Raw genomic sequence first — 24,206 nt, forward strand, 5'->3', positions numbered from 1 at the left:
AAAATTATGAAATTAAACATTGCACTTTTAGCAGGTGATGGTATTGGTCCAGAAGTAATAGATCAAGCCGTAAAAGTATCTAATGCAATTGCAGAAAAATATAATCATGAAATTACTTGGACTCCAGCCTTAACAGGTGCTGCAGCAATTGATGCGGTTGGAGAACCGTATCCAGATGAAACACATGAAATTTGTGTAGCTTCAGATGCAGTATTATTTGGTGCAATTGGTCATCCAAGATTTGATAATGATCCTTCAGCAACCGTTCGTCCAGAACAAGGATTATTAAAAATGCGTAAGAAATTAGGCTTATTTGCAAATGTAAGACCAACGTTTACATTTCCATCATTATTAGATAAATCACCTTTAAAAAGAGAACGTATTGAAGGAACTGACTTAGTTTTTTTACGTGAATTAACGGGGGGAATTTACTTTGGTGAAAAGGGTAGAAGAGATGGTAGAGAAACAGCTTTTGATAATTGTGTGTATACTAGAGCTGAGGTACAACGTTTAGCTAAAAAAGGTTTTGAATTAGCAATGACACGTTCTAAGAAATTGTGTTGTGTTGATAAAGCGAATGTTTTAGAAACGTCAAGATTATGGAGAGAAACTGTGCAAGCAATGGAAAAAGACTATCCAGAAGTTGAAGTTTCTTATGAATTTGTAGATGCAGTTGCAATGCGTTTGGTACAATGGCCAAATAGTTATGATGTGTTAATTACAGAAAATTTATTCGGAGATATTTTAACGGATGAAGCGTCAGTAATTTCTGGTTCTATGGGATTAATGCCTTCTGCTTCTGTTGGAACAGAGAATGCGTTGTTTGAACCAATTCATGGCTCATATCCACAAGCAACAGGATTAAATATTGCAAATCCTATGGCAACTATTTTATCAGCAGCTATGATGTTTGAAAATTTTGGTTTACAGGAAGAAGGTAAAGCAATTAGAAATGCTGTAAATAAGGCATTAGATGCTGGTTTTGTAACAGAAGATTTAGCAGACGGAGGAAAATCTTATGGAACTTCTGAAGTTGGAGATTGGTTAGCTTCCAATATTTAAAATAAAAAAAAACTTTATACTAAAAAGCATTCAACACTGAAACGAGTTCAGAATAAGTTGGATGCTTTTTTTCTTTTTGTCATTCTCGAGAAAACGGGAATCAGTAATTCGCTTTTTATATATTTACAAAATGAACTTACTACTTCTTGCAGTTGCACCAGCTATGGTAATTATCTTATATGTTTATTATAAAGATAGGTTTGAAAAAGAACCCATAAAGTTTTTGTTGAGAAACTTTATTTTAGGAGCAACGGCAAGTATTTTAATCACTTTTGTTTTGAGTGCTGTTTTAGGAAACTTAATTCCAACTGCTGATGAAAAAAGTATTCTTCAGCAATTTGTTAAAGCTTTTATTGTGGTAGCATTAGTAGAAGAGTTTGCTAAGTTTGTAATTGTAAAATATGTTGCGCAAAACAATAAAGAATTTAACGAACCTTTTGATGGAATTGTTTATGCAGTGATGGTTTCTATGGGGTTTGCAACCTTAGAAAATATATTATATACGTTTCAATATGGAGCAGGAACGGGAATTGTTAGAGCGTTTACTGCTGTTCCAGCCCATGCAACTTTTGCGATATTAATGGGATATTTTATGGGGAAGGCAAAGTTTTCTCCAAACAAAACTCAACTCAATTTATTCGGATTGTTAGCGGCAACACTGTTTCATGGTGCATATGATTTCTTCTTATTTATTGATTTTGTTCCTGGAACTTTTGTAGGCGCAATCTTATCTTTATTTGTTGGAATTTTCTTGTCTAAAAAAGCCATGAAAAGGCATCAGAATAGTTCTCAATTTAAAGCTTGATTATTTTTTTATAAATATTGGTTTTTTCAAAACTGACTTTAATAAAGTAAATCCCTTTTGGAAGATTTGAAGTATCTATATGATTGATGTTCTTGAGTTCGTTAATTTTTTTGCCTAAAGAATTATAAAGTACTATTGAATTAATATTATTCTTAGTGTAAATTTTCAGAATATCGGTAACTGGATTTGGTGAGAATGTAACCGTACTTTTTATGTGATTTTTTGTTGAAAGTAGTGATGAAATTATTTCTTCAAATTGATATAGTTTTTGAGGGAAGTTAAAAGTATTGCCGTTTATAGCTGTGCTTAAAAACTCTCTAGAAATGTACATTTTACCAAAGTCATAACTGGTAATGGCTTCTATTTGGCTTCCTTGTCCTAATTCATTTTCTAGTGATATTTTTTCAAAAGATGAATAAAAAATATCATCTCCAGGTTTTCTATTTTGATTTATTATAACTAAAAAAGGGATGGAATTAGCATCATAGCCACAAAGAAAAAAATTTCCTCCACCTAACCTAGGATATGTAGCCCCAGTAATTAACCCTTCGATGTTACCTGTGCTAATTTTCTTTGCAGAATAATTGCCTTTTGCTATAGGTAATTTATAGACATTCGTTTTAAGATCTTTCCAATTTTTTGTAAAAATTAATAAATCATTATGATAGACAACAATTGCTTCTGCATCAAAGTTATGATTGTTTGTATTGATTGTAAAATCAGTTTGGTCTTCATAAGAAAAAGAAATAATTTCAGCATTTACCGAGGTAGAATTTTTATAAGCTTCTTTTTCAATTTTATATATAGTTAAATCTGTTCTGTTACCTTTATTATTACCAATATCACCCACAAAAATATGTGTATCATTCTGAGTTATATCTTCCCAATCAATATTAGTTGCGTTAATAATTTTACAGTTCTAGTTATAAGCCCAGAAAGACTATCTATCTCATAAAGGTTAGCAGCATATCCACTATCATTATGAGTAATTATTTTGTCATTAAAAAAAAGTAAACCAGAAGTTTCTTTGACTTCTATTGGTAGGGTGAATTTTTCTTTAAAATTATCAATGTTCCCCTGTCCAAAAATTGGACTAAGAAAAAAACAACATAATACATAGCAGATTTTTGTTTTCATAATTTATTTTTTTAAAACTTCATCAATTATTTTCCCGGTGCTTCCATTTGGTGTTTCAATATGTAATAAATTGGAAAGTGTAGGAGTAATATCAATAATTTCATACTTCTTTTTAGAAGACCCTTTTTTAATTCCATTTCCGTAAAAAATTATAGGAACATGGGTATCGTAAGAAAATCCAGAACCATGAGTAGTTCCACCTTTTTTATAATAACTACTTATAGTTGATGGATTTGGAACTAATAATACATCTCCAGAAAATTTTTGATTGTAACCGTTTTGTATTGAGTTTAAGATTCCTGTCGTAAAATTTGTATTCTGTAGTGTTTTCGCAGAAATAGCTTTATAGATGGTTTTGTAATTAATTGTTTCTTCAACAAGTTTGTTAATAATTTCCTCTTTTTGTAACCCTAAAGATTCAATTTTCTCTTTATTTAAAAATAGTTGAAAATTAGAAATGTTCTCAACCAGTTCATCGTTTCTAAAGTATTTTTTGGTGATTGAATTCACAAACGTTTTAAAGTCTTTAGCATCAAAATATGGCGCTGGTATTTTTAACGATTGCAAGTATGATGGGGCTCTTGCAGCTCCATGATCAGAAGTCAGAAATATAGTATAATTCTCTTTGCCAACCTGAGTGTCTAAAAAAGAAAATAAATCGGCTAAATCTTTATCTAAACGCAAATATGTATCTTCAGTTTCTACAGCATCAACACCAAAACGATGTCCAACATAATCGGTACTAGAAAAGCTGATTGATAAAAAATCTGTTGCTTTATTTTTGCCTAAATTCTCGCCCAAAATTGCAGCTTTTGCAAAATCTAATGTTAATGTATTTCCAAAAGGAGTTTCTTTTATAATTCCAATTCCATCATTCTCTTTCATTAAACTAGGTAAATCGTGAGGGAAAGTTGGTGTTTCTTCTCCTTTAAATTTTTCTTCAAAAGTATTGTTATCGCTAATGCTATTCGTGTAGGTTTTAATATCGTATAAGGTATTCCAAGGCTGGGAAACATATTTTTTTGCGTTGTTTTGATTATTGAATTCTTTAACCCAATTTGGTAAATCATTCATGTAAAATGAGCTTGAAATAAATCGTCCGTTTTCGCCATTATCAAACCAATACGCAGCATTTCCTGTATGACCAACAGGTAAAATTGCAGACCTATCTTTTATGGCAATTCCAATTGTTTTTCCGTTATTATTTTGAGCTAATTTTAATTGATCTGTTAGAGTGGTAGTAAACAATCTATAAGGAGATTTTTTTCCTTTATTTGTTTCAGTACCCACAGAATTATATGTCTTATCATCTACACAGTAGATAGATTTTTTTAAAAATTTATCATACCACCAATTCCCGATAATTCCATGATTGTTTGGTGTTGTTCCCGTATAGATTGATGCATGTCCAACTGCAGTATACGTAGGAACATAGTTATAATGAGCATTTTCTAACGAAAAGCCATTCTGTATAATTCTTTTAAATCCACCTTCTCCATATCTATCTTCAAAACGAGTTAAGTAATCATAACGCATTTGATCTACAACAATTCCAATAACTAATTTGGGTGATTTCTGCTTGTTGTCTTTTTTCTGACAAGAAAAAATAAACAAAGAAATACAGATAAAAATAAAACTTAATTTTTTCATTAAAAGGTGTTTTAATTTTGAATTTACTCAAAAGTAATAATTTTTACCTTTGAAAGGTAAAACTTTACCAACAGTTGATGATATTTTAATACTTTAGCATAAAATTAAATGGAATGAATTACCTAGAACATATTGGTAAGTATTTTATGATGCTGCGTCAGGTTTTTAAAAGACCGCAACGTGGTAGAGTATTTTATGAAGCAGTAATGAGGGAGATTGATGAATTGGGTATAAAATCGTTAGGTATTATTATGTTCATTTCCTTCTTTATTGGAGGTGTAATTGCTCTGCAAACGGCTTTAAATATTGATAGCCCGTTTATTCCAAAATATTTGATAGGTTTTGCAACAAAAAGATCGATAATTTTAGAGTTTGCGCCTACTTTTTGTTCTATTATTTTAGCAGGTAAAGTAGGTTCTTATATTACATCAAGTATTGGTGCTATGCGTGTTACAGAACAAATTGATGCCTTAGAAGTGATGGGGATAAATTCCTTAAATCATTTAGTAATGCCAAAAATTATTGCGACTCTTTTTTTCTATCCTTTTTTAATAGTTTTGGCGATGTTTCTAGGGATTCTAGGAGGATATTTAGCAGGTTTTACATCGGGTATCTTTTCTTTTGTAGATTATATTTATGGAGTACAATTACAGTTTGATCCTTTTTTAGTGAAATACGCATTAATTAAAACCTTAATTTTTGCTTTCTTAATTGCAACCGTTCCTTCTTATCATGGATATTATGTTAAAGGAGGTTCAATTGCAGTTGGTAAAGCAAGTACACAATCTGTGGTTTGGACCATTATTTTAATAGTGATTATGAATTATATTTTAACTCAATTATTACTAACATAAAATGATAGAAGTAGCTAACTTACATAAAGGTTTTGGTGATGTGCAGGTTTTAAAAGGGATCTCTACCACATTTCATCCTGGAAAAACTAGTTTAATTATTGGGCAAAGTGGTTCAGGTAAAACGGTTTTTTTAAAATCATTAATTGGATTACATACTCCAGAATCTGGAACAATTTCTTTTGATGGTAGAATAAATACGGAGTTTTCTATTGAAGATAAAAGACTATGGAGACAAGAAATAGGTATGGTTTTTCAAGGTTCTGCATTATTTGATTCGCAAACCGTAGAAGAAAATGTAATGTTTCCCTTAAAGATGTTTACAAAGCTGCCTGTAAATGAAATGATAGAACGTGTAAATGCCGTTCTAAAACGTGTTAATCTTGAAAATTCTAACGCAAAATTTCCAGCAGAACTTTCTGGAGGAATGCAAAAGCGTGTTGCTATTGCAAGGGCTATTGTAATGAAGCCAAAATATTTGTTTTGTGATGAGCCAAATTCAGGGCTAGATCCGCAAACAGCTATTGTAATCGATAATTTAATTCAAGAAATTACCGATGAGTATAAAATTACAACCGTAATTAATACACATGATATGAATTCTGTAATGGAAATTGGAGAAAAAATTGTTTTTTTAAGAAATGGTGTAAAAGCATGGGAAGGATCCAATAAAGAGATATTTAAAACTGATAATGAAGCAGTTGTAAACTTTGTGTATTCATCTAATTTATTTAAAAAAGTAAGAGAAGCATATTTAAATGAAACAAAATAAAAAACAAGTTTGTTTTTTATAAAAATAGGTATATATTTGCAGCCGCTAAGAGCAAAAATGACCTGGTAGCTCAGTTGGTAGAGCATCTCCCTTTTAAGGAGAGGGTCCTGGGTTCGAGCCCCAGCCCGGTCACAAAAAAAGCTTCACATTTCGTGAAGCTTTTTTCTTTTTAAACCTTTTTCATCCTATATAAATTAGTTTCCATATCATTTTTAAAATTTTGTATCTTTCCGATGATTTTTATCAATTTATATAATGGAAGAGCAACAAAATAAAGAAGAAACTGCATCAAAATCTAAGCAAGAAATTAAAAATGAAGCTAAAGGGTTATTTGTTAGTGTAAAAAAGTATTTAACCGAGCTTTTAGACTTTCGTCACGATACAGATCATGAAGCAACTATAGAAGCTATAAAAGCAGATGTTCCTTTTAAAGGAGCAACAGCATGGATTCTTATTTTTGCTGTTTTTGTGGCTTCTGTCGGGTTAAATGCAAATTCTACAGCTGTTGTAATTGGAGCGATGTTAATATCTCCGTTGATGGGCCCAATCTTAGGAATTGGTAGTGCTTTTGCTATTAATGATATCGATATTTTTAAAAAATCGGCAGTAAGTTTAGCAACGATGATTGTGCTAAGTTTATTAGCATCATTTGTATACTTTTATTTTTTTCCTGGTGGAGGAGAAGATACTTCAGAATTATTAGGAAGAACAAAACCAGATATTAGAGATGTATTAATTGCGTTTTTTGGAGGTTTAGCATTAATGGTTGCTAGAACTAAAAAAGGTACGGTAGCGTCAGTAATATTTGGTGTAGCAATTGCTACCGCTTTAATGCCGCCATTATGTACAGCAGGTTTTGGGCTGGCAAAAGGTTTTTCTGGTGAAATGATAGGGTTTAACTATGCGTTAGGCGCTATGTTTTTGTTTACTATTAATACTATTTTTATTGCCCTAGCTACTTTTATTGTATTAAAATTATTGAGTTTTCCAATGCATAAATATGCCAATGCAGCTAAAAGAAAACGATATGCTACAATTGCTACCATTGTAGGAATTGCAGTAATGATACCTGCGGTGTACACTTTTATTAATGCTTTGGATGAAAGTAGAATGCAAGCTCAGTTTAAAAATTATGTTAAGAATGAAATTGATGCAATTCCTAATTATCAATTAATTGATGAGAATTTAGATATTGATAATAAAATAATTAGCCTAAACTTTTTTAATGAAGTTACCGAAGCTGAAGAAAATATTTTGCAAAATAAATTAGTGAGTGATCCTCGATATTCAAATTTAAGTGAAGTTAAAATTCAAGTAAAGGGTAGTGATACAAAAAGCTACAATTTAATTACAACTGCTTATAATGAAAAGCGTCAAGAGTTACAAGAAAGTAAAAATGTAATAGATGGTTTACATAAACAAATTGAAGGTTTGCAGGAAACGATTTCATCTTTAAATAAGCGTATTGAAAAAGATGCTTTAAATAAGAATGAGAAGTTTGTAGCTTTTAGTAGAATAGCAAAAGATGCAAAAATACGCTATAGTGACATTCAAGAAATTGGTTTTGCGAGTGTATTGTCTTCTAAAGATTTTATAAAGATTGATACGATTCCACAAGCAATTATAAAATGGAATAGAAGTTTGCCAGATAGTATCATTTCTCCAAAAGAAAGAGAATTAAGGACATGGTTACAATCGGAAATGAAATTAGATACGCTCTTTATTAAGAGAGGTAATTAAGCTGAATTAGAGTAAGAAATTATTTTAAAATTTGATATAATTATCAATATGTTTAAAACATATTATCATTCCTGCGAAAGCAGGAATCTATGAAAACATTGGTGTTTAGATTCCCGTTTTCACGGGAATGACATTAAATCTTTAAGATGTATTCGTAACTAATTGACAAACTGTTGTTAAATGTATCGAATTTGCATTAATTAGCATAAAAAAAGCATCCATCTGGATGCTTTTTTATTGAAGTATAACTTTTTTAAACAAAATCTTCTCCAAAAGTACCTCTAACTTCAGAAGTTATTTGTTTGATGTCTTGTTCATCTTTTTTAGGACAGATTAAAAGAACATCATCTTTTTCTACTACGATATAATCTTTCAGTCCTTGAATAACAACTTTCTTGCCGTTTTGTGTTCGTATCATATTTCCGTTGGCGTCTCTAAAAATTGTTTGACCACCAACAGTAGCATTTTCTTCAGAATCTTTTTCAAGTTTATTGTATAAAGAGCCCCAAGTACCTAAATCATTCCAACCAAAATCAACGGGTAAAACATGTACGTTTTCTGCTTTTTCCATAATACCAAAGTCAATAGAAATGTTTTCGCATTTTGCATAATTTGTATTGATAAAATCGTCTTCAAAGTCAGAATTATAGACATTATTTTCGTCATCTAAAATATCAATCATTTCAGGTAACGAATTCTTAAAAGCTTTGATAATACTTTTTACAGACCAAACAAAAATCCCTGCATTCCATAAATAATCACCACTAGAAATAAACTCTTTTGCAGTTTCTAAATTAGGTTTTTCAGTAAAGTTTTTTACTTTTTTAATTTCAGTTTCGTCTTTATTAAATTGAATATATCCATAACCTGTATTAGGAGAATCTGGCTGAATCCCTAAGGTCATTAAAATGTCACTCTTAGAACATGCTTTATAAGATGTTTCTATATTTCTTGTAAACTCCGCTTCGTCATCAATCCAATGATCAGAAGGTGCAACAAGCATTACGCCATCTGGATTTTGATTGTATATTTTTAAAGCAGCATATAAAATACAAGGTGCAGTATTACGCATTGCAGGCTCTAATAATAATTGATTTTTTGTTGTCTTAGAAAGTTGTTCTAACACTAAATCTTCGTAGCGTTTGTTTGTTGCAATTAATATATTTTCTGAAGGAACTAAATCATTAATTCTTTCAAATGTTCTTTGAATTAAAGATTGACCAGCTCCTAACATATCATGAAATTGCTTGGGAAAGTTTGACGTACTCATTGGCCAAAATCTTGATCCAACTCCACCAGCCATTATTACTGCGTAATAGTTATTTTTCATATTTTTCTACTTCTACATTCTGATTAAAAAGATATACTCTTTTATTATTGGTGTTTAAACACTCAAAACGAGTTCTACGTTTGTTACCTCTTTTGTAAATAGTGTTTTTAAATCGGAATAAACTTCCATATGGAACTTCAAAGATAAAATTCTTTCCCATACTAGAAACATTTCCTTTTAAAGCTAATGATAATTTAACATCGCTATCCGTACTTGCTTTAGGGTTTTTTAAATAATTGGCAAGAAAAGGTAAGATTTCCTTCGAATAAATAGCTGGCTTTAAAAACGGTAACATTAAATGTTGAAAAATCGTTTTCCATTCTTTACCATGCGGTTGTACGCGTCCAAACTTTTGATGCGTAACATGATGTGAGATTTCATGAATCAAGGTTAATAAAAATTGATGTTTATTAAGATTATTATTAACAGTGATTTGATATTTTCCGTTTGGTAATTTTCTAAAATCACCATGTTTTGTTTGACGCTGTTTTACGATTTTTAAAATAAAATTATGCTGATCAATTAAATATTGAACGGGTAAAATTGCTTTCTCTGGTATGTGATTTTGAAAACTCAATAAGTTTATGGTGTAGAACTTGAAACTTGTAAAACTTTTCCGTTATAATGCTTATACCCCGTTAAAGCAAAATTAAAAATATAATCTGCCATTTCTTTAGCTGTTGTTGGTGCTTGATACCCAGGAAACGCTTCTTCAAGCATTTCTGTTTGTACTGCTCCTAAAGCTAAAACATTAAAAGAAAAGCCGTGTTCTTTATATTCTTCTGCTAATAATTCTGATAGTGTAATAACGGCACCTTTAGCAGAACTATAAGCTGCTAATCCAGGAAATTTCATACTTCCTTGAATTCCTCCCATGCTACTTATCGTAACAATATGACTTCCTTTTGTGAAAAAAGGAATACATTGTTTTGTGAGTTCTGCTACGCCAAAAACATTCACTTTATAAACTTCTAAAAAATCATTAGAAGTTAAATCGGTAAAGGGTTTATTAATTAGTTTTCCTGCATTATTAATAAGAATATCAACTTTTTTCCAACTAGTTTTTATAAAATTAACTACTTTTTTAAAGTCAACATTATTAGATAAATCAACAGAAATTAAAGTAATATTTTTATGATTTATTTTTTTTAAAGGTTTAGTATTTCTTGATAAAGCCAACACTTTATGTCCTGTATTAGCAAATTGTTGTGCAAGTTCAAAACCAATTCCTCTACTTGTACCAGTGATTATAATATTCTTCATGAAAATAGAAAAATTTAAAAAAGCAAGCTACTTAAAAAATTCTTACATTTATAAACTTAATTAAATTTTTTATCATGAAAAAAATCAGTTTTATTCTTTCTTTTTTATTCGTTATCACTTGTTCGTTTGCCCAAACAACGTATTTACATTGTGGTAAAATAATTGATACTGAATCTGGAAAAATTCAATCAAAAAAAACAATTGTAGTTCAAGGGAATAAAATTGTGAATGTTTTAAATGGATATGTGAGTCCGAAAGACAAAAACTCAGATACCATCGATTTAAAAAGTAAAGTTGTGATGCCTGGTTTAATTGATATGCATGTACATATAGAAAGTGAACATAGTCCAAAAGCGAGGATTAATAAATATATATTAAACGAAGCTGACAGAGCGTATAATTCTGTTGGTTTTGCAAAAATCACCTTGTTAAATGGATTTACAACAGTTAGAGATTTAGGCGGAACAGGAGTGAATATTTCTTTAGGAAAAGCAATTAAAACTGGAAAGGTTATTGGACCTAGAGTGTTCACAGCAGGAAAAGCATTGGCTACAACTGGAGGTCATGCAGACCCAACAAACGGTGGTAGTAGAGAATTAATAGGGAATCCTGGACCAAAAGATGGAGTTGTGAATTCTGTTGAAGATGCAAAAAAAGCAGTAAGACAACGATATAAAAATGGAGCTGATTGGATAAAAATAACAGCCACTGGAGGCGTGTTAAGTGTTGCTAAATCTGGACAGAACCCACAATTTACAATAGAAGAAGTAAAGGCTATTTGTAATACCGCAAAAGATTACGGAATGAAAGTAGCTGCGCATGCACATGGAGATGAAGGAATGCAGCGTGCAATTATTGGAGGCGTAAAAACAATTGAACATGGTACTTTTATGAGTGATAAAACCATGGAGTTAATGAAAAAGCACAATGCTTATTTAGTACCTACGATAACTGCTGGAAAAGAAGTAGTTGAAAAAGCAAAAGTAAAAGGGTATTTCCCTGCGATAGTAGTTCCAAAAGCATTATCTGTTGGGCCACAAATACAAGGAACGTTTGCAAGAGCATATAAAAAAGGAGTCGGAATTGCATTTGGAACAGATGCAGGTGTTTTTAAGCATGGTAATAATGGAAAAGAATTTGGATTTATGGTTGAAGGAGGTATGCCAGCAATGGAAACTATCCAATCTGCAACTGTTACAAATGCAGAAATTTTGGATATGAAAGACGCCTTAGGTCAAATTAAAAAAGATTTTTTGGCAGATATCATTGCAGTAAACGAAGACCCAACAAAAAATATTTCAACGATGGAGAATGTTGTTTTTGTTATGAAGAATGGTACGGTGTATAAAAAATAAGTATTTTCGTTTTTTTTAACTAACTAAGCTTCAATTATAATGAAATTATTTTACTTTATTAAGTATAAGTTGCGTTTAGCAATTATAAAACCCTTACGATACAGAACATTAATTAGTGAAATTGCAAAACAAAAAAGCAATTCAATATTAGAAGTTGGAGTGTTTAATGGGAGAAACTCTAATAGAATGATTGAGACTGCTAAAAGTTTCCATAAAGCATCTACAATTAATTATTATGGTTTTGACTTGTTTGAAATGTTAACAGAAGATGAGTTGAAAGAAGAGTTTTCTAAAAGACCATTATCAAAAAATTCTATACAAAACAAATTAAACCCTACTGGAGCAAATATTAATTTATATCAAGGCTATTCTCAAAAAACTTTACCAAAATTTGTGTCAGATAACCCAAACATTAATATAGATTTTATATTTATAGATGGTGGACATAGTATTGATACAGTGAAGTCTGATTGGGAAAACCTAACAAAAATTATTACAAAAGATACTGTCATTATTTTTGACGATTATTATGAAAATACCGAAAAAGAGATTCTTGGTAAAGGATGTAATGAATTAATTGATGCTTTGGACAGAAATAAATATCAAGTTGAATTATTAAATCCAATTAATAGTTTTCAACACGATTGGGGAGTTTTAAATGTTCGATTTGCTAAAGTTCAACTCAAATAAAATAAAGACTAATCTTTTTTAAACTCAATATGTTGGTAGGCACCAATGTCAGGATTAGTGGTTCTATCAGTTCCTAAAATATCTAAAGAAATACTAGTCGCTTTTGCTTTATTAATCGCTGCACTTTGTTCGCCAATAATAAAATCACTTAGTGAAGTACCTCTAAAATTTGGACTACCATTAATAATATTGTTTTGAAAATGTATTGTATCATCAAAATTCATTTCAGCAATATCATTAAAGTCATTATTACTATCTGTAAATTCAATTAGAGAATTGCTAATATTATAATTGAATAAACTTCCCTCAACTTTATCTAAAATTAGTTCTATATTATTATTTCCGTTAAAAATGCAATTGGTAAAATTAGCAGCATGTAAATCTCTAGTCAAAATAACTTCTTGATCGTTTTCATCATTAAAAGAAACGAAGTTATTAATTAAAACTGCAGGTAAAGGTCTAATTCCATTACTCCAATAATTTGCAAAAGTTGAATGTGTGAAATTATAAGTTCCACCAATAGTAGCGGCTAAAGAAGCTTGACCAGCGTTACCAATAACAACATTTTCTCCTATTATATTTGCTTCTCTAGAGAGAATTCCGAAACTAGCATTATTATAAATTTCGGTATTTTTTAGTGTTAAGGTAGGAGTAGAATTTGAACCAATACTATCAACTAATACACCAATAATTCCGTTTTTAATTTGTACGTTCGTTAGCTCGTTGTCTCTACTACCTGCACGCATCCAGATTGCTCCCCATTGCCCAGGTACTCTACTAAAAGAATGTTCTAATCGATCGCCTTCAAAAACTACTTTTTCAGATAATGTTCCGTTGGCTTTTAAAGTGGCGTTTTTATCAATAATTAAACCAGAATTATCATGAAAATGAATCTTAGCTCCAGCATTTACAGTTAAGGTTTTATTTTCTGGTACAGCTGCATATCCATAAATTATATAGGGTTTTGTATTGGTAAAAGTAAGTTCGGTATCTGTTAAAAAACGACCTTGAATTGATGTTGGTTTGCCATCTAAAGAAAGACTATCAATTTTCATTGAGATTGGATTTCTACCCGGATAAATAAAAGTTGCATCTTGTACCAAGGTAACTAAATCCACATCTTGTTGATTAGTTCCATTATCAAATAAAATCCGATCTGTATATAATGGATTTGCTACAGAAGTAACATCAATGGTGGTTTCAACAAAAACATAAATACTATCGTTAGCTAACAAATCAATATTTTGAAATGATTTTCCAGAAATTCCATCAACATTTAATCTATAGTTAGAACTGTTGCCGTTCTCTAATTGAATAGAAGGGATGCTTATCGCTTTATTACTCTTGTTGTAAACCTTTAAATTATAGGTGGCAGAACCAATATTCGAAAAAACAGTATCTAAAAAAACAGTGTCTTTAGAAAAAGTTAAGTCGCCAAAACTAGCCACTGTATTAAAATCTTTTCTACAAGAACTAACAGAAAATAAAAGAACACAAATAAGAAAAGTAATAATATATCGCATTGATTGATTTTGGTTAAAAGTATAACTTTTTATTTAATGGATTATTGCTTTTTTACAAGTTCAATTTCAAATAACTTACTCCAATGTTTTCCAGTTACAAAGAGTCTGTTATTTTCATTGTCAAAAGCAATTCCGTTTAAAACATCATCATCTTCTAATTTCTGAGATTTTAAAACTTCTTTACGTAAACCATTAAGATTTGCAAGGCCTTCAACCACGCCATTTTCAGGGTTCACAATTACAAAAATAGACTTTACAGGTTTCTCTGTCATCCATCTATTAATATACAATTTTCCGTTAAAAAATTCAGCTTCATTTAATTTATCAACTGCATATTTGTTCGTATAAGCTTGAATTTTTCTTTTTTCTTTTTGTGTTTCTTGATTTAAAAACCAAATATTGTGAGAACCATCAGTTTTAATTAATTCAGTAGCATTATGAGTTAACCCCCAACCTTCTTTACTTCTATTATAGTTAAATTCTCCAACTTGTTTAAAGTCGTTTAAATTGTATACAAACCCTTTTTTAGCCTGCCATGTGAGCCAGAAAATTTTATCTTTTACAATAGTCATTCCCTCGCCAAAATATTTTTTATCTAAATCTATTTTCTGAATTACTTTCCCAGATTTAATATCAACTTTTCTTAAAGTAGATTGTCCTTTTCTTCCTGTAGTTTCATACAAATATCCATTATGATATTCTAATCCTTGCGTATATGCTTTTGCATCATGCGGGTAGGTGTTGATTAATTTGTAGCCATAAACTTCTGGCGCTTTATTTGCAAAAATTTCAAACGAATTATTTGTTTTTTTAGTTTTTCCAGGATAAAAAGTTAATGCCGTAATATATTGTTTACCTACACCAATAGATTCAGTATTAATTGTAATACTATTATTTTTACTTGCAAGTTGTTTCCCGTTTAAGAAAAATTGAACAGAATCAATTGGATTATTGTTTTTCTCTTTTAAAGTAGCAGTAACAGTTTTTCCTATAGTTGTCTTTTTAGGAACTTCTATGCTAAATTTATAGGTGGTTTCACAAGAAGATAAGGTGATGGCTGTCAGTAATAAAATAAAAAAATACGTTAGAATTTTCATGGATATTATTTTTATACAAATAAAATAAATTATTTGTTTGCAAATTAAAAAAAAGGGTTAAATTTGCACCCACTTAATATTTAAGATTAAAATGTTAAGCAAATAACGTGTAAAGCTTTACCAACTTTACTATAAATTAAGAATAAAGTATTAAAATTATATATCATGAGAAAAGGAATTCATCCAGAAAATTACAGAATGGTTGCTTTTAAAGACATGTCTAACGGAGATGTTTTCTTAACACGTTCTACTGCAAATACTAAAGAAACTTTAGATGTAGAAGGAGTTGAGTATCCGTTAATAAAATTAGAGATCTCTAGAACATCTCACCCATTTTATACTGGTAAATCTAAATTAGTAGATACGGCAGGACGTATAGACAAGTTCAAAAACAAATACGCAAAATTCAAAAAAGAGTAATTCTTTAAGAATTTTAACCATATTTAAAACTCCAACATGTATTTGTTGGAGTTTTTTTTATGCTGAACTTGTTTCAGTATCTACGAGTTTATTTCAAAGTCTTATAAGTTGGGCGTTACCTTTTAGGTCGGGCTTTACGCTGCAATCTTTTTATAACTTTTATTACCAAGTTTATTTTTTGTAAACTGTGGCAACCTCATTATTATAAAGAGATTACTTCGTAAACTCGTAAAGACACTTATAAATTTAGCTTATAAAAAGGATTTCCACTACAATCCCTAACGCAGATATTTGCCAAAGTAGTTGTGTAAATTAAGATGAAAAGTTTATTTTTAAGCCCCTTTAAAATTAAAACCTAAAAATGAAAAATACCATATTAGCTGTTTTATTTATAATAACTAGTGCTTGCGGAGCATTGGTTTATTTTATGCCACAAATAGGAACAATTATTTTACTATCTATTTTTGGAATTTTATTGCTTATAGCAGTATATGATAGCATTCAAACAAAACATTCACTATTAAGAGCATTTCCATTAGTAGCACGTTTACGTTGGTTATTTGAAGAAGAAAGAGAAAAAATTCAACAATATTTTATAGAAGACGATTTAAACGGAACCCCTATAAATAGAGAAAAAAGAAGTATTGTATATCAACGATCAAAAAAAGAAATTGAGACGATTCCATTTGGAACTCAGCATGATGTATATGCAAAAGGGTACGAATTTGTAAAGCATTCACTATTTCCAAAAGATCATCATCATATTACTGGAGAAATGATTCAATTCGGCTCCGATAAATGTACCCAGAAATATACATCTTCAATTATTAACATCTCAGCAATGTCATTTGGTTCTTTAAGTAAAAATGCAATTAAAGCGTTAAATCAAGGAGCAAAAATGGGTGATTTTGCACATAATACAGGAGAAGGCGGAATTTCTCCGTATCATTTACAAGGAGGCGATTTAATTTTTCAAGTTGGAACAGGATATTTTGGGGCAGGAAAATCTGATGAAAACGGAAAAAGAATCTTTGACGATGAAATTTTTAAAGAAAATGCCATCAGACCAGAAGTGAAAATGATAGAAATTAAGTTTTCACAAGGAGCAAAACCAGGACATGGCGGAATTTTACCAGCCAAGAAAAATACTGAAGAGATTGCTAAAATACGATCAGTAAAGCCTTTTACACGAGTAGATTCTCCGCCAAGTCATTCGGCGTTTTCAGATTTTGAAGGGATGATTTCTTTTATTCAAAAAGTAAGGGAATTAGCGGAAGGAAAACCAGTAGGAGTTAAATTTTGTGTAGGAGATACTTCAGAAATTGAAGCCATGTTTAAAGCATTTTCAGAAGCAAATAATTATCCAGACTTTGTTTCTGTAGATGGGGCAGAAGGTGGTACAGGTTCTGCACCATTAGAGTTTTCTAATTATGTTGGAACTCCGTTAATAGACGGATTGGTTTTTGTAAATAAAATGCTAAAGAAATACAACTTAAAAGAACAGATTAAAATTATAGCAAGCGGAAAAGCGATCGATGCTTTTGATATTGTAAAATACTTGGCTTTAGGTGCAGATGCAATTGGTATGGCGCGTAGTTTTATGCTAAGTTTAGGTTGTATTCAAGCACGTGAATGTAATTTAGATACCTGCCCTGTTGGTGTGGCAACACAAGATGATGATTTAGTAAAAGCATTGGTTGTAGAAGATAAAAATATCCGTGTTAAAAACTACCATACTAAAACAATTTTAGCAGTAAAAGAATTAGTTGCTGCTATGGGAAATAACTCTATTTCAGAAATAAAATCAACACAAGTTTTTAGAAGAACGAAAGAAGAGGTTGTAGAGAGTTTTGAAGAGGTTTATTTTAGATGATTAGCTAACGTTGTTGTCTATGCTAGTGGCGTGTTTAAGCAACTAATTTAGCAAATAATTATGGGCAAAGAAAGTCCGCGAGGACTTTCGTAAACTAGCTAAAACCAGCAATTAATTTTATACGGAGTTGTAAAACGTTTTTTTATTTATCCAAATTATATTCGGGTCTCGATATTTCTTTGACAAAAATCAATCCGTCATATGTTTCAGTATAAATTTTACTTATCATAATTTTGTGAAGTGGTTTAGGTTGATACCCTCCACCTGCTATTAATAAATGTTTGTTTTTCTTACTAAAAAATTTTGAGGAATCATTTTCAATTGCTTTTTGCAAATCAATAAAATAAATATCTTTATTTATAGACATTAGAGTTTTAGCATATGTTCTTTTGAATGGTTTTTCTATGTCGTAAGTTTTCCAATGATTTCCCTTTTTTTTATCTATAATGAAACCATTTATTTCTCCAATTCCAAAGTCAAAACCTACACTATAGTAATTATCTTTATAATAATCTTTCAAATGACGACCTAAATTTATTATATCGCTCCCAGTATAATACATTTCCTTTTTATTAATATGTTCGTTATGAGCCCAAATAAAAGCTTTTCCATTTTTAGATTCGTTTTCTACTATCCATTTAACGTTTTCAAACATTTTTAAATCTCTAAATTCAGTATTTTCTGGATATTTAGTTTTAACTTTTGATGCATATTGAGTATAGCTTATTAAATAATCTAAACTTCTGATTACAGGATTGTAGTCTTCATCTTTTATTTGTGAATTCAGTATTTGTTTTTTCAATTTATTTAATTTTGGAATTTGAATTTTCCACCAAATGTCAGATTTACTATAATCTATACTTTTGGTTGAGCAATTATCTACAATCATTAGAAGCTTTTCGTCAATAGTAATTTTATGTGTGTTAACAAATTCACGTATTTCTTGACTAATGTTTTTTCCTATTTGGATATCCATTCCGTAAAATCGAATTTGATTTTCTTTGGCTTTATTCAAGTTATAGTTTCTCATCCATTGTAATAAATTTACAATTTCTTTAGTGTACCAAAAACCAATATTAAAATTGTTAGCAATTGTTTTAATATCTCCTTTTCCACCACTTATCCATTCGTTTATTCCAGATTCAGCTTGATAAGATTCTTCCATTATGAAAGTTTTCAAACCTTCATTTTTTACTAAATGCTTGAAGAATTTGGCTTTTAAGTCGAAAAATTCCTTTGTATTGTGAGAAGCTTCTCCAAACCCGAAAATTTTAGCATTTGCGAATTTAATAGGCGTATTATTTTCGAAATGTTTTAGTTCAGAATTAGGATTTGCATTTTCTATTTCTATCGAATTATTAGTTATCCAATCTATCGTTTCCTTGTTTTGAGAATTCATTAGGAATGGTAAAATAAATATGAAAATTGAAAGTGTCTTTTTCATCCGAAATGTTTATTTTAAATGTTTTACAACTTAATTAATATGGTCGAGTTTTAATTCGTTATATCAAGAGTTAGCTAAGTTAGTTTTTAAAATTAAGAAAATCAATAAGGAGAAATATCTATTCTTAATAAAAATACTTTCAATTTGTATGCATAGTCAGTTACATATAATCCTCAAGTGAATTAGAATAACAAAAGAAGAAGTTTTTAAGAGTTTTTTTACTGAAAGTTTTAGAATGTAATAAACATGTCTCTTTTATTAAAAAAAAGCTACTATTTTCTTATAGATTATTATCTGCTGGTTTTTTATTTTTAATGGTAATAGCACAAGTAATTACCCATATAATAAATACGAGTTCTACCATTCGTTGATATAATCCAATGTATTCAGAATTCGAATTAGAGACCAATAAGAATACAAATAAAATACTTATTACACCATATGCAATTGATAGTATTGAGAACCTATTGTGATTTGAGAACCTTTTTAATCCTACTCCAACTAGTATCATACAAATAGGAACAAATAAATATGTTAATAACCCCATTAAATTATGAATGATTTGAGAAGTGCTTGGGTCAATTAATTGTTTATTACATCCACTATCACAAGGAAAGATTCCAACCATTATTGTAGCTAATCCATAAAATATTCCGATACCATAAAACCCAATTTTGATTAGTTTAGAAGGTTGAAAATAAGTTGCTCCAAAAAAACAAAATATGGTAAGAAGAATTCCACTTGGAATATACCCAAAGGCTCTTAAAATTACGCCATATATTGTATCAATTGCATAAGTTTCACTTATGTATTGACTCAATATACTGTAGTTTTCAATTAGAATTCCACCAACAATAGATGAAATAATAAAGAGGCTAACTCCAAGTATTCCTATTAAAAAAGTAGTGTTTTTTTTCATTGGTTTATCCTTATTTTATTAGTAGTTAATGTTGTTGTGTACAGTTAGTAGTCTAATCTTGCATTTGGTGCATATCTTCTAACAGCTTCGATTCCTCCAAGCATTGAATTCTTGTTAGAATACATTTGACTAGTTGCTATAATTTGTCCATTCTGTGATTTCAAGTTGAAGTAATATTTTCCGTTTGAAGAAGTCTTTTCAATAAATTGATTACCTCTAACAGCATTAATTTTGACAGCATCAACACCATTCATACAGCCAGCCTTACTTGTGTAACCTTCACTTGTAACCAATACCTCTCCATTTGAAGCTTTTAAGTTAAAATAGTATTGTCCATTGCTCATTTGCCTAATTAGAAATTTTCCCATTTTTAAAATCTATATTAATATTTTGAAAGGTCAGTAAAGTAGTCCTTATTCCAAGGTAAACTTGCTGTTCTTGTCATTACTTGTAAAGTGTCTGCCATATTTGAATCAATATTTATCACATTATTTACAATTAAATCCTGATAAGCTCTTAATTTAGTCATCCTAATATACGAAGCTTTGTTTCCATTATGTGCAATATTACCTCTATCAGAAACAAAAAGATCAATTTCAGTCGAATTATTCACAGTCCACAATCTAGTATAATCAGGGATTCCTAGATAAGTCAAGTATAATTCTCTTAGTTTATTACCCTTTGGTGTGTTTAATAATTTAGTTTCATCCAACGCATAATTTTTCCAAACCTCTTTCCAGCCTAAACCAGCTAATTCGATTGGTTTGTTATTATGTTTATCAGATTTCACCTTTTCACTTATCGTATTCTTGATGCCATCATTTAATTGATTTATATCATTAACTGAAAGACAAATTTTATCAATCGATTCTAATAGTAAATCCTCGTTATATCTTTCCCAAGCTGCACAAAGCATAACCACAGCACTTCTAGTCAAATGCCCTAAACTCTTTCGTCCTGGTCTATTATTTGTATAGTAAGTATGAGTCTCGATTAATTTCAGAACATCTATTCTAATGTGAAGGAAATTAATGTAAGATTCTGATGGCATATGATATTTTCTTAATTGCACACAACTTAATTGATACGCGTCGTTTTAATGACTTATACCAAGGTTACTGAAACAGGTTCAGTACATGTAGCTAAGTTATCTTTTTAAATTGATAAAATCAATAAGGAAAAACACTCATTTATAATAAAAAAAACCGTTTCAAAACGAAACGGTTTAAAATAGTTAAAAGACACTGCTTGTCCTACATATAATCTTCAATTGGGTTACAAGAACAAATTAAGTTTCTGTCACCAAATGCATCATCAACTCTTCTAACAGAAGGCCAAAATTTATTTTCAGTAATATAATCCAACGGAAAAGCAGCTTGTTTACGTGTATAAGGTAAAGTCCACTCATCATCCGTTAACATCGCTTGAGTGTGAGGCGCATTTTTTAAAAGATTGTTAGTATCCTCTTTAGTAGCTTCTGCAATCTCTTTTCTAATAGCAATCATAGCATCACAAAAACGATCTAATTCATCAATACTTTCAGATTCTGTAGGCTCTACCATAATAGTTCCGGCTACAGGAAAAGAAACTGTTGGTGCATGGAATCCGTAATCCATTAAACGTTTGGCAATGTCTACAACTTCAATTCCGTTTTGCTTAAAATCACGGCAATCTAAAATCATTTCGTGAGCTGCTCTGTTCAATTCACCAGTATATAAGGTGTCATAATGTCCTTGTAAACGTTCTTTAATATAGTTTGCGTTTAAGATGGCATTCTTTGTCGAATTTGTTAATCCGTCAGCGCCCAACATGGTTATATATCCGTAAGAAATTAAACATGCTAATGCAGAACCCCAAGGTGCAGCAGAAATAGCGGTAATCGCATTTTCACCACCAGTTTCAATTACAGGGTTTGTAGGTAAAAAAGGCACTAACTGTGGTGCAACACAAATAGGGCCAACTCCTGGGCCACCACCACCATGTGGAATGGCAAAAGTTTTATGTAAGTTTAGGTGACATACATCAGCGCCAATCGTTGCAGGATTTGTTAATCCTACCTGAGCATTCATATTTGCTCCATCCATATAGACTTGTCCGCCATTATCATGAATAATTTTCGTAACTTCTTTAATGGCTTTTTCATACACTCCGTGTGTTGAAGGATAGGTGACCATTAAAGCTGCTAAATTATCTTTATGTAATTCAGCTTTAGCGCGTAAATCATCAACATCAATATTTCCTTTTTCATCTGTTTTAGTAACAACCACTTTCATTCCAGCCATTACTGCCGATGCAGGATTTGTTCCATGTGCTGACGCAGGAATTAAACAAATATTTCTATGCGAATCATTATTTGATTGATGATAGGCTCTAATTGTCATTAATCCAGCAAATTCACCTTGTGCACCAGAATTTGGTTGCAAAGAAGTGCCAGCAAAACCAGTTATTATATTTAACTGATGTTCTAGGTTTTTTAAAACTTCTTGATATCCTTCCGCTTGATTTAAAGGAGCAAAAGGGTGAATATTTCCCCATTGTGGATTACTTAAAGGCAGCATTTCTGAAGCCGCATTTAGCTTCATCGTACAAGATCCTAAAGAAATCATTGAGTGGTTTAACGCTAAATCTTTACGCTCTAATTTTTTAATATAACGCATCATATTCGTTTCCGATTGATACGTATTAAATATTTCGTTTTCTAAAAATGGTGTGTTTCTTAGTAAATTTTCAGGAATTACTTTTATTGGTAGAGGTAATTCTCCTTTTTTAAGATTGAACGCTTTTTCAAAACAACTTACAATTGCTTTTATTTCTTTAATACCGACAGTTTCATTTATAGAAATAGAAACATGATTATCATCAACATAATTAAAATTGATATTATTAGCTTCTGCTACAGCTTTTAATTTTGCAGCTTCAACTTCAATCAAAATAGTGTCAAAATAAGCGTTGTTTACCTGTTTAAAACCTAAATCTTCTAATTGAATGGACAGGGTTTTTGTGTATGTATGAACGCTATTGGCAATATATTGTAAACCATCTTTTCCATGATATACCGCATACATTCCAGCCATAACAGCTAATAAAACTTGGGCTGTGCAAATGTTGGAAGTAGCTCTTTCACGTTTAATATGTTGCTCTCTGGTTTGTAAAGCCATTCGTAAAGCCCTTCCACCATTTACATCTTTGGTAACACCAATAATGCGTCCTGGAATACTACGTTTGTATGCTTCTTTAGTTGCAAAATAACCAGCGTGAGGCCCTCCATAACCTAAAGGAATTCCAAAACGTTGTGTGGTTCCAACAACTACATCGACACCAAATTCTCCTGGAGATTTTAGTTTTACTAACGATAAAATATCTGCTGCAACCGCAACCTTTATATTGTTTTCATTTGCTTTCGTAACAAAATCTGTATAGTCAAATACTTCTCCGTGTTTTCCTGGATATTGTAAAATTGCTCCAAAAAAGGCATCAGAAAAATCAAATTCTTCATGATTGCCAATCACTAATTCAATTCCAATCGGAGTAGCACGTGTTTGTAAAACCGATAATGTTTGAGGTAAAATTTCTTCTGAAACAAAAAACTTAACAACATTAGATTTTTTTTGAGATCGTTCTCTAACATCAAATAACAAAGCCATGGCTTCTGCAGCTGCAGTTCCTTCATCTAGTAAAGAAGCATTTGCTAGTTCCATTCCTGTTAAATCACAAACCATGGTTTGATAATTTAACAATGCTTCTAATCTTCCTTGGGCAATCTCTGCTTGATAAGGAGTATAAGCGGTGTACCAACCTGGATTTTCTAAAATATTTCGTTGAATTACACTAGGTACAATTGCTTCATGGTATCCTAAGCCGATATAACTTTTAAAAACCTTGTTTTTGGCACCTAATTCGTTAATATGATTTAAATATTCATATTCACTCATTTCTGGAGCTAAATCTAATTCACCTTTTAGACGAATATCATCTGGAATGGTCTCGTAAATTAATTGCTCAAGTGTATCAGCTTTAATAGTTGATAACATTTTTTCTTGTTCCTCTTTATTAGGTCCAATATGTCTTTGTTGAAACGAATTTGTGTTCATCTATACTATCTAATTTGTCCTTAATTCAATCGTTTTAGTTTAAGATTTTTCAATCAATAAACAGTGTAATTTTTAGAAGCTCAAAATTACATATTTTCTATTGATTTTTTAGGTAAGATTTTATCAAAAACAGGTAAATTATTAACCAAATTATAAGGTTATGAACATTAAATGTATTTTTACA

The 24,206-nt window shown here is 30.6% G+C and carries 22 protein-coding genes and 1 tRNA gene; 10 read left to right on the forward strand and 13 right to left on the reverse strand.

The annotated features are described in order from the left end of the window. The first annotated feature begins 6 nt into the window (after positions 1-6). The gene (gene leuB, locus OD91_RS11425; protein ID WP_144896515.1) at positions 7-1,062 is read left to right on the forward strand and encodes a 3-isopropylmalate dehydrogenase; all 1,056 of its coding nucleotides are present in this window, start codon (positions 7-9) and stop codon (positions 1,060-1,062) included. 130 nt (positions 1,063-1,192) lie between these two features. Further along, positions 1,193-1,867: a PrsW family intramembrane metalloprotease gene (locus OD91_RS11430; protein ID WP_144896516.1), complete on the forward strand. Its 675-nt coding sequence runs from the start codon at positions 1,193-1,195 to the stop codon at positions 1,865-1,867. Here the strand turns inward: OD91_RS11430 and OD91_RS11435 are convergent. Genes OD91_RS11435 through pafA form a run of 3 tightly spaced genes read right to left on the reverse strand, consistent with a single transcriptional unit; the run spans position 1,857 to position 4,654 of the window. Then, positions 1,857-2,717, reverse strand: a complete 861-nt coding sequence (locus tag OD91_RS11435; RefSeq protein WP_144896517.1) for a T9SS type A sorting domain-containing protein — start codon at positions 2,715-2,717, stop codon at positions 1,857-1,859. The genes OD91_RS11430 and OD91_RS11435 overlap by 11 nt on opposite strands. Before the next feature lie 23 nt (positions 2,718-2,740). Beyond that, positions 2,741-3,004, reverse strand: coding sequence for a hypothetical protein (locus OD91_RS11440; protein ID WP_144896518.1), 264 nt, complete (start codon positions 3,002-3,004; stop codon positions 2,741-2,743). Between the two features lie 3 nt (positions 3,005-3,007). Beyond that, entirely contained in the window at positions 3,008-4,654 is a 1,647-nt protein-coding gene (gene pafA, locus OD91_RS11445; protein WP_144896519.1) for an alkaline phosphatase PafA, read from the reverse strand. A 113-nt stretch (positions 4,655-4,767) separates the two neighbouring features. On the opposite strand from pafA, the gene OD91_RS11450 reads away from it, so the two are divergent. The 4 genes from OD91_RS11450 to OD91_RS11465 all read left to right on the forward strand — a co-directional run bounded on the left by OD91_RS11450 (position 4,768) and on the right by OD91_RS11465 (position 8,017). Continuing rightward, positions 4,768-5,508, forward strand: a complete 741-nt coding sequence (locus tag OD91_RS11450) for an ABC transporter permease (RefSeq protein ID WP_144896520.1) — start codon at positions 4,768-4,770, stop codon at positions 5,506-5,508. Position 5,509: 1 nt separating this feature from the next. Continuing rightward, positions 5,510-6,277 (forward strand): ABC transporter ATP-binding protein, encoded by a 768-nt coding sequence (locus OD91_RS11455; RefSeq protein ID WP_144896521.1) that lies wholly within the window; start codon positions 5,510-5,512, stop codon positions 6,275-6,277. 59 nt (positions 6,278-6,336) lie between these two features. Beyond that, a tRNA-Lys gene (locus OD91_RS11460) sits at positions 6,337-6,409 on the forward strand. 123 nt (positions 6,410-6,532) lie between these two features. Beyond that, on the forward strand, positions 6,533-8,017 hold the full coding sequence (locus tag OD91_RS11465) for a DUF389 domain-containing protein (protein WP_144896522.1): 1,485 nt from the start codon (positions 6,533-6,535) through the stop codon (positions 8,015-8,017). A gap of 253 nt (positions 8,018-8,270) precedes the next feature. Here OD91_RS11465 and OD91_RS11470 read toward each other — a convergent pair whose 3' ends face one another. Genes OD91_RS11470 through OD91_RS11480 form a run of 3 tightly spaced genes read right to left on the reverse strand, consistent with a single transcriptional unit; the run spans position 8,271 to position 10,610 of the window. Beyond that, on the reverse strand, positions 8,271-9,347 hold the full coding sequence (locus tag OD91_RS11470; RefSeq protein ID WP_144896523.1) for a mannose-1-phosphate guanylyltransferase: 1,077 nt from the start codon (positions 9,345-9,347) through the stop codon (positions 8,271-8,273). Beyond that, positions 9,337-9,924: a SprT-like domain-containing protein gene (locus tag OD91_RS11475; protein WP_144896524.1), complete on the reverse strand. Its 588-nt coding sequence runs from the start codon at positions 9,922-9,924 to the stop codon at positions 9,337-9,339. Before OD91_RS11475 ends, OD91_RS11470 begins: the two co-directional genes overlap by 11 nt. A gap of 5 nt (positions 9,925-9,929) precedes the next feature. Then, on the reverse strand, positions 9,930-10,610 hold the full coding sequence (locus OD91_RS11480; protein WP_144896525.1) for an SDR family oxidoreductase: 681 nt from the start codon (positions 10,608-10,610) through the stop codon (positions 9,930-9,932). Between the two features lie 74 nt (positions 10,611-10,684). Here OD91_RS11480 and OD91_RS11485 point away from each other — a divergent pair, with 74 nt between their 5' ends. Together OD91_RS11485 and OD91_RS11490 are read left to right on the forward strand one after the other, a co-directional pair. Beyond that, positions 10,685-11,965 carry an amidohydrolase family protein gene (locus OD91_RS11485; protein WP_144896526.1) on the forward strand — a complete coding sequence of 427 codons (1,281 nt, stop codon included), beginning with the start codon at positions 10,685-10,687 and terminating at the stop codon, positions 11,963-11,965. Between the two features lie 39 nt (positions 11,966-12,004). Beyond that, a complete protein-coding gene (locus OD91_RS11490) occupies positions 12,005-12,655 on the forward strand; it encodes a class I SAM-dependent methyltransferase (protein ID WP_144896527.1) in 651 nt (216 codons plus the stop codon). Between the two features lie 8 nt (positions 12,656-12,663). Here the strand turns inward: OD91_RS11490 and OD91_RS11495 are convergent, their stop codons facing one another. Together OD91_RS11495 and OD91_RS11500 are read right to left on the reverse strand one after the other, a co-directional pair. Further along, on the reverse strand, positions 12,664-14,178 hold the full coding sequence (locus tag OD91_RS11495) for a hypothetical protein (RefSeq protein ID WP_144896528.1): 1,515 nt from the start codon (positions 14,176-14,178) through the stop codon (positions 12,664-12,666). 41 nt (positions 14,179-14,219) lie between these two features. Then, positions 14,220-15,275, reverse strand: coding sequence for a glutaminyl-peptide cyclotransferase (locus OD91_RS11500; protein WP_144896529.1), 1,056 nt, complete (start codon positions 15,273-15,275; stop codon positions 14,220-14,222). Between the two features lie 165 nt (positions 15,276-15,440). Between OD91_RS11500 and OD91_RS11505 the strand changes: the two genes are divergently transcribed. Both OD91_RS11505 and OD91_RS11510 read left to right on the forward strand, forming a co-directional pair. Continuing rightward, positions 15,441-15,695: a type B 50S ribosomal protein L31 gene (locus OD91_RS11505; protein ID WP_144896530.1), complete on the forward strand. Its 255-nt coding sequence runs from the start codon at positions 15,441-15,443 to the stop codon at positions 15,693-15,695. Between the two features lie 361 nt (positions 15,696-16,056). Further along, positions 16,057-17,568: an FMN-binding glutamate synthase family protein gene (locus OD91_RS11510; protein ID WP_144896531.1), complete on the forward strand. Its 1,512-nt coding sequence runs from the start codon at positions 16,057-16,059 to the stop codon at positions 17,566-17,568. 142 nt (positions 17,569-17,710) lie between these two features. On the opposite strand, the gene OD91_RS11515 is transcribed toward OD91_RS11510, so the two are convergent. The 5 genes from OD91_RS11515 to gcvP form a co-directional block, all read right to left on the reverse strand. Further along, complete coding sequence (locus OD91_RS11515) at positions 17,711-19,012, reverse strand: erythromycin esterase family protein (protein ID WP_144896532.1); 1,302 nt, start codon at positions 19,010-19,012, stop codon at positions 17,711-17,713. Between the two features lie 280 nt (positions 19,013-19,292). After that, on the reverse strand, positions 19,293-19,931 hold the full coding sequence (locus OD91_RS11520) for a DUF998 domain-containing protein (protein WP_144896533.1): 639 nt from the start codon (positions 19,929-19,931) through the stop codon (positions 19,293-19,295). A 44-nt stretch (positions 19,932-19,975) separates the two neighbouring features. After that, positions 19,976-20,299 (reverse strand): YegP family protein, encoded by a 324-nt coding sequence (locus OD91_RS11525; RefSeq protein ID WP_144896534.1) that lies wholly within the window; start codon positions 20,297-20,299, stop codon positions 19,976-19,978. A gap of 14 nt (positions 20,300-20,313) precedes the next feature. Beyond that, on the reverse strand, positions 20,314-20,982 hold the full coding sequence (locus OD91_RS11530; protein ID WP_144896535.1) for a HEPN domain-containing protein: 669 nt from the start codon (positions 20,980-20,982) through the stop codon (positions 20,314-20,316). A 202-nt stretch (positions 20,983-21,184) separates the two neighbouring features. Next, on the reverse strand, positions 21,185-24,022 hold the full coding sequence (gcvP, locus tag OD91_RS11535) for an aminomethyl-transferring glycine dehydrogenase (protein WP_144896536.1): 2,838 nt from the start codon (positions 24,020-24,022) through the stop codon (positions 21,185-21,187). Between the last annotated feature and the right edge of the window lie 184 nt (positions 24,023-24,206).

This window comes from Lutibacter sp. Hel_I_33_5 (assembly GCF_007827455.1).
Lineage (GTDB): Bacteria > Bacteroidota > Bacteroidia > Flavobacteriales > Flavobacteriaceae > Polaribacter.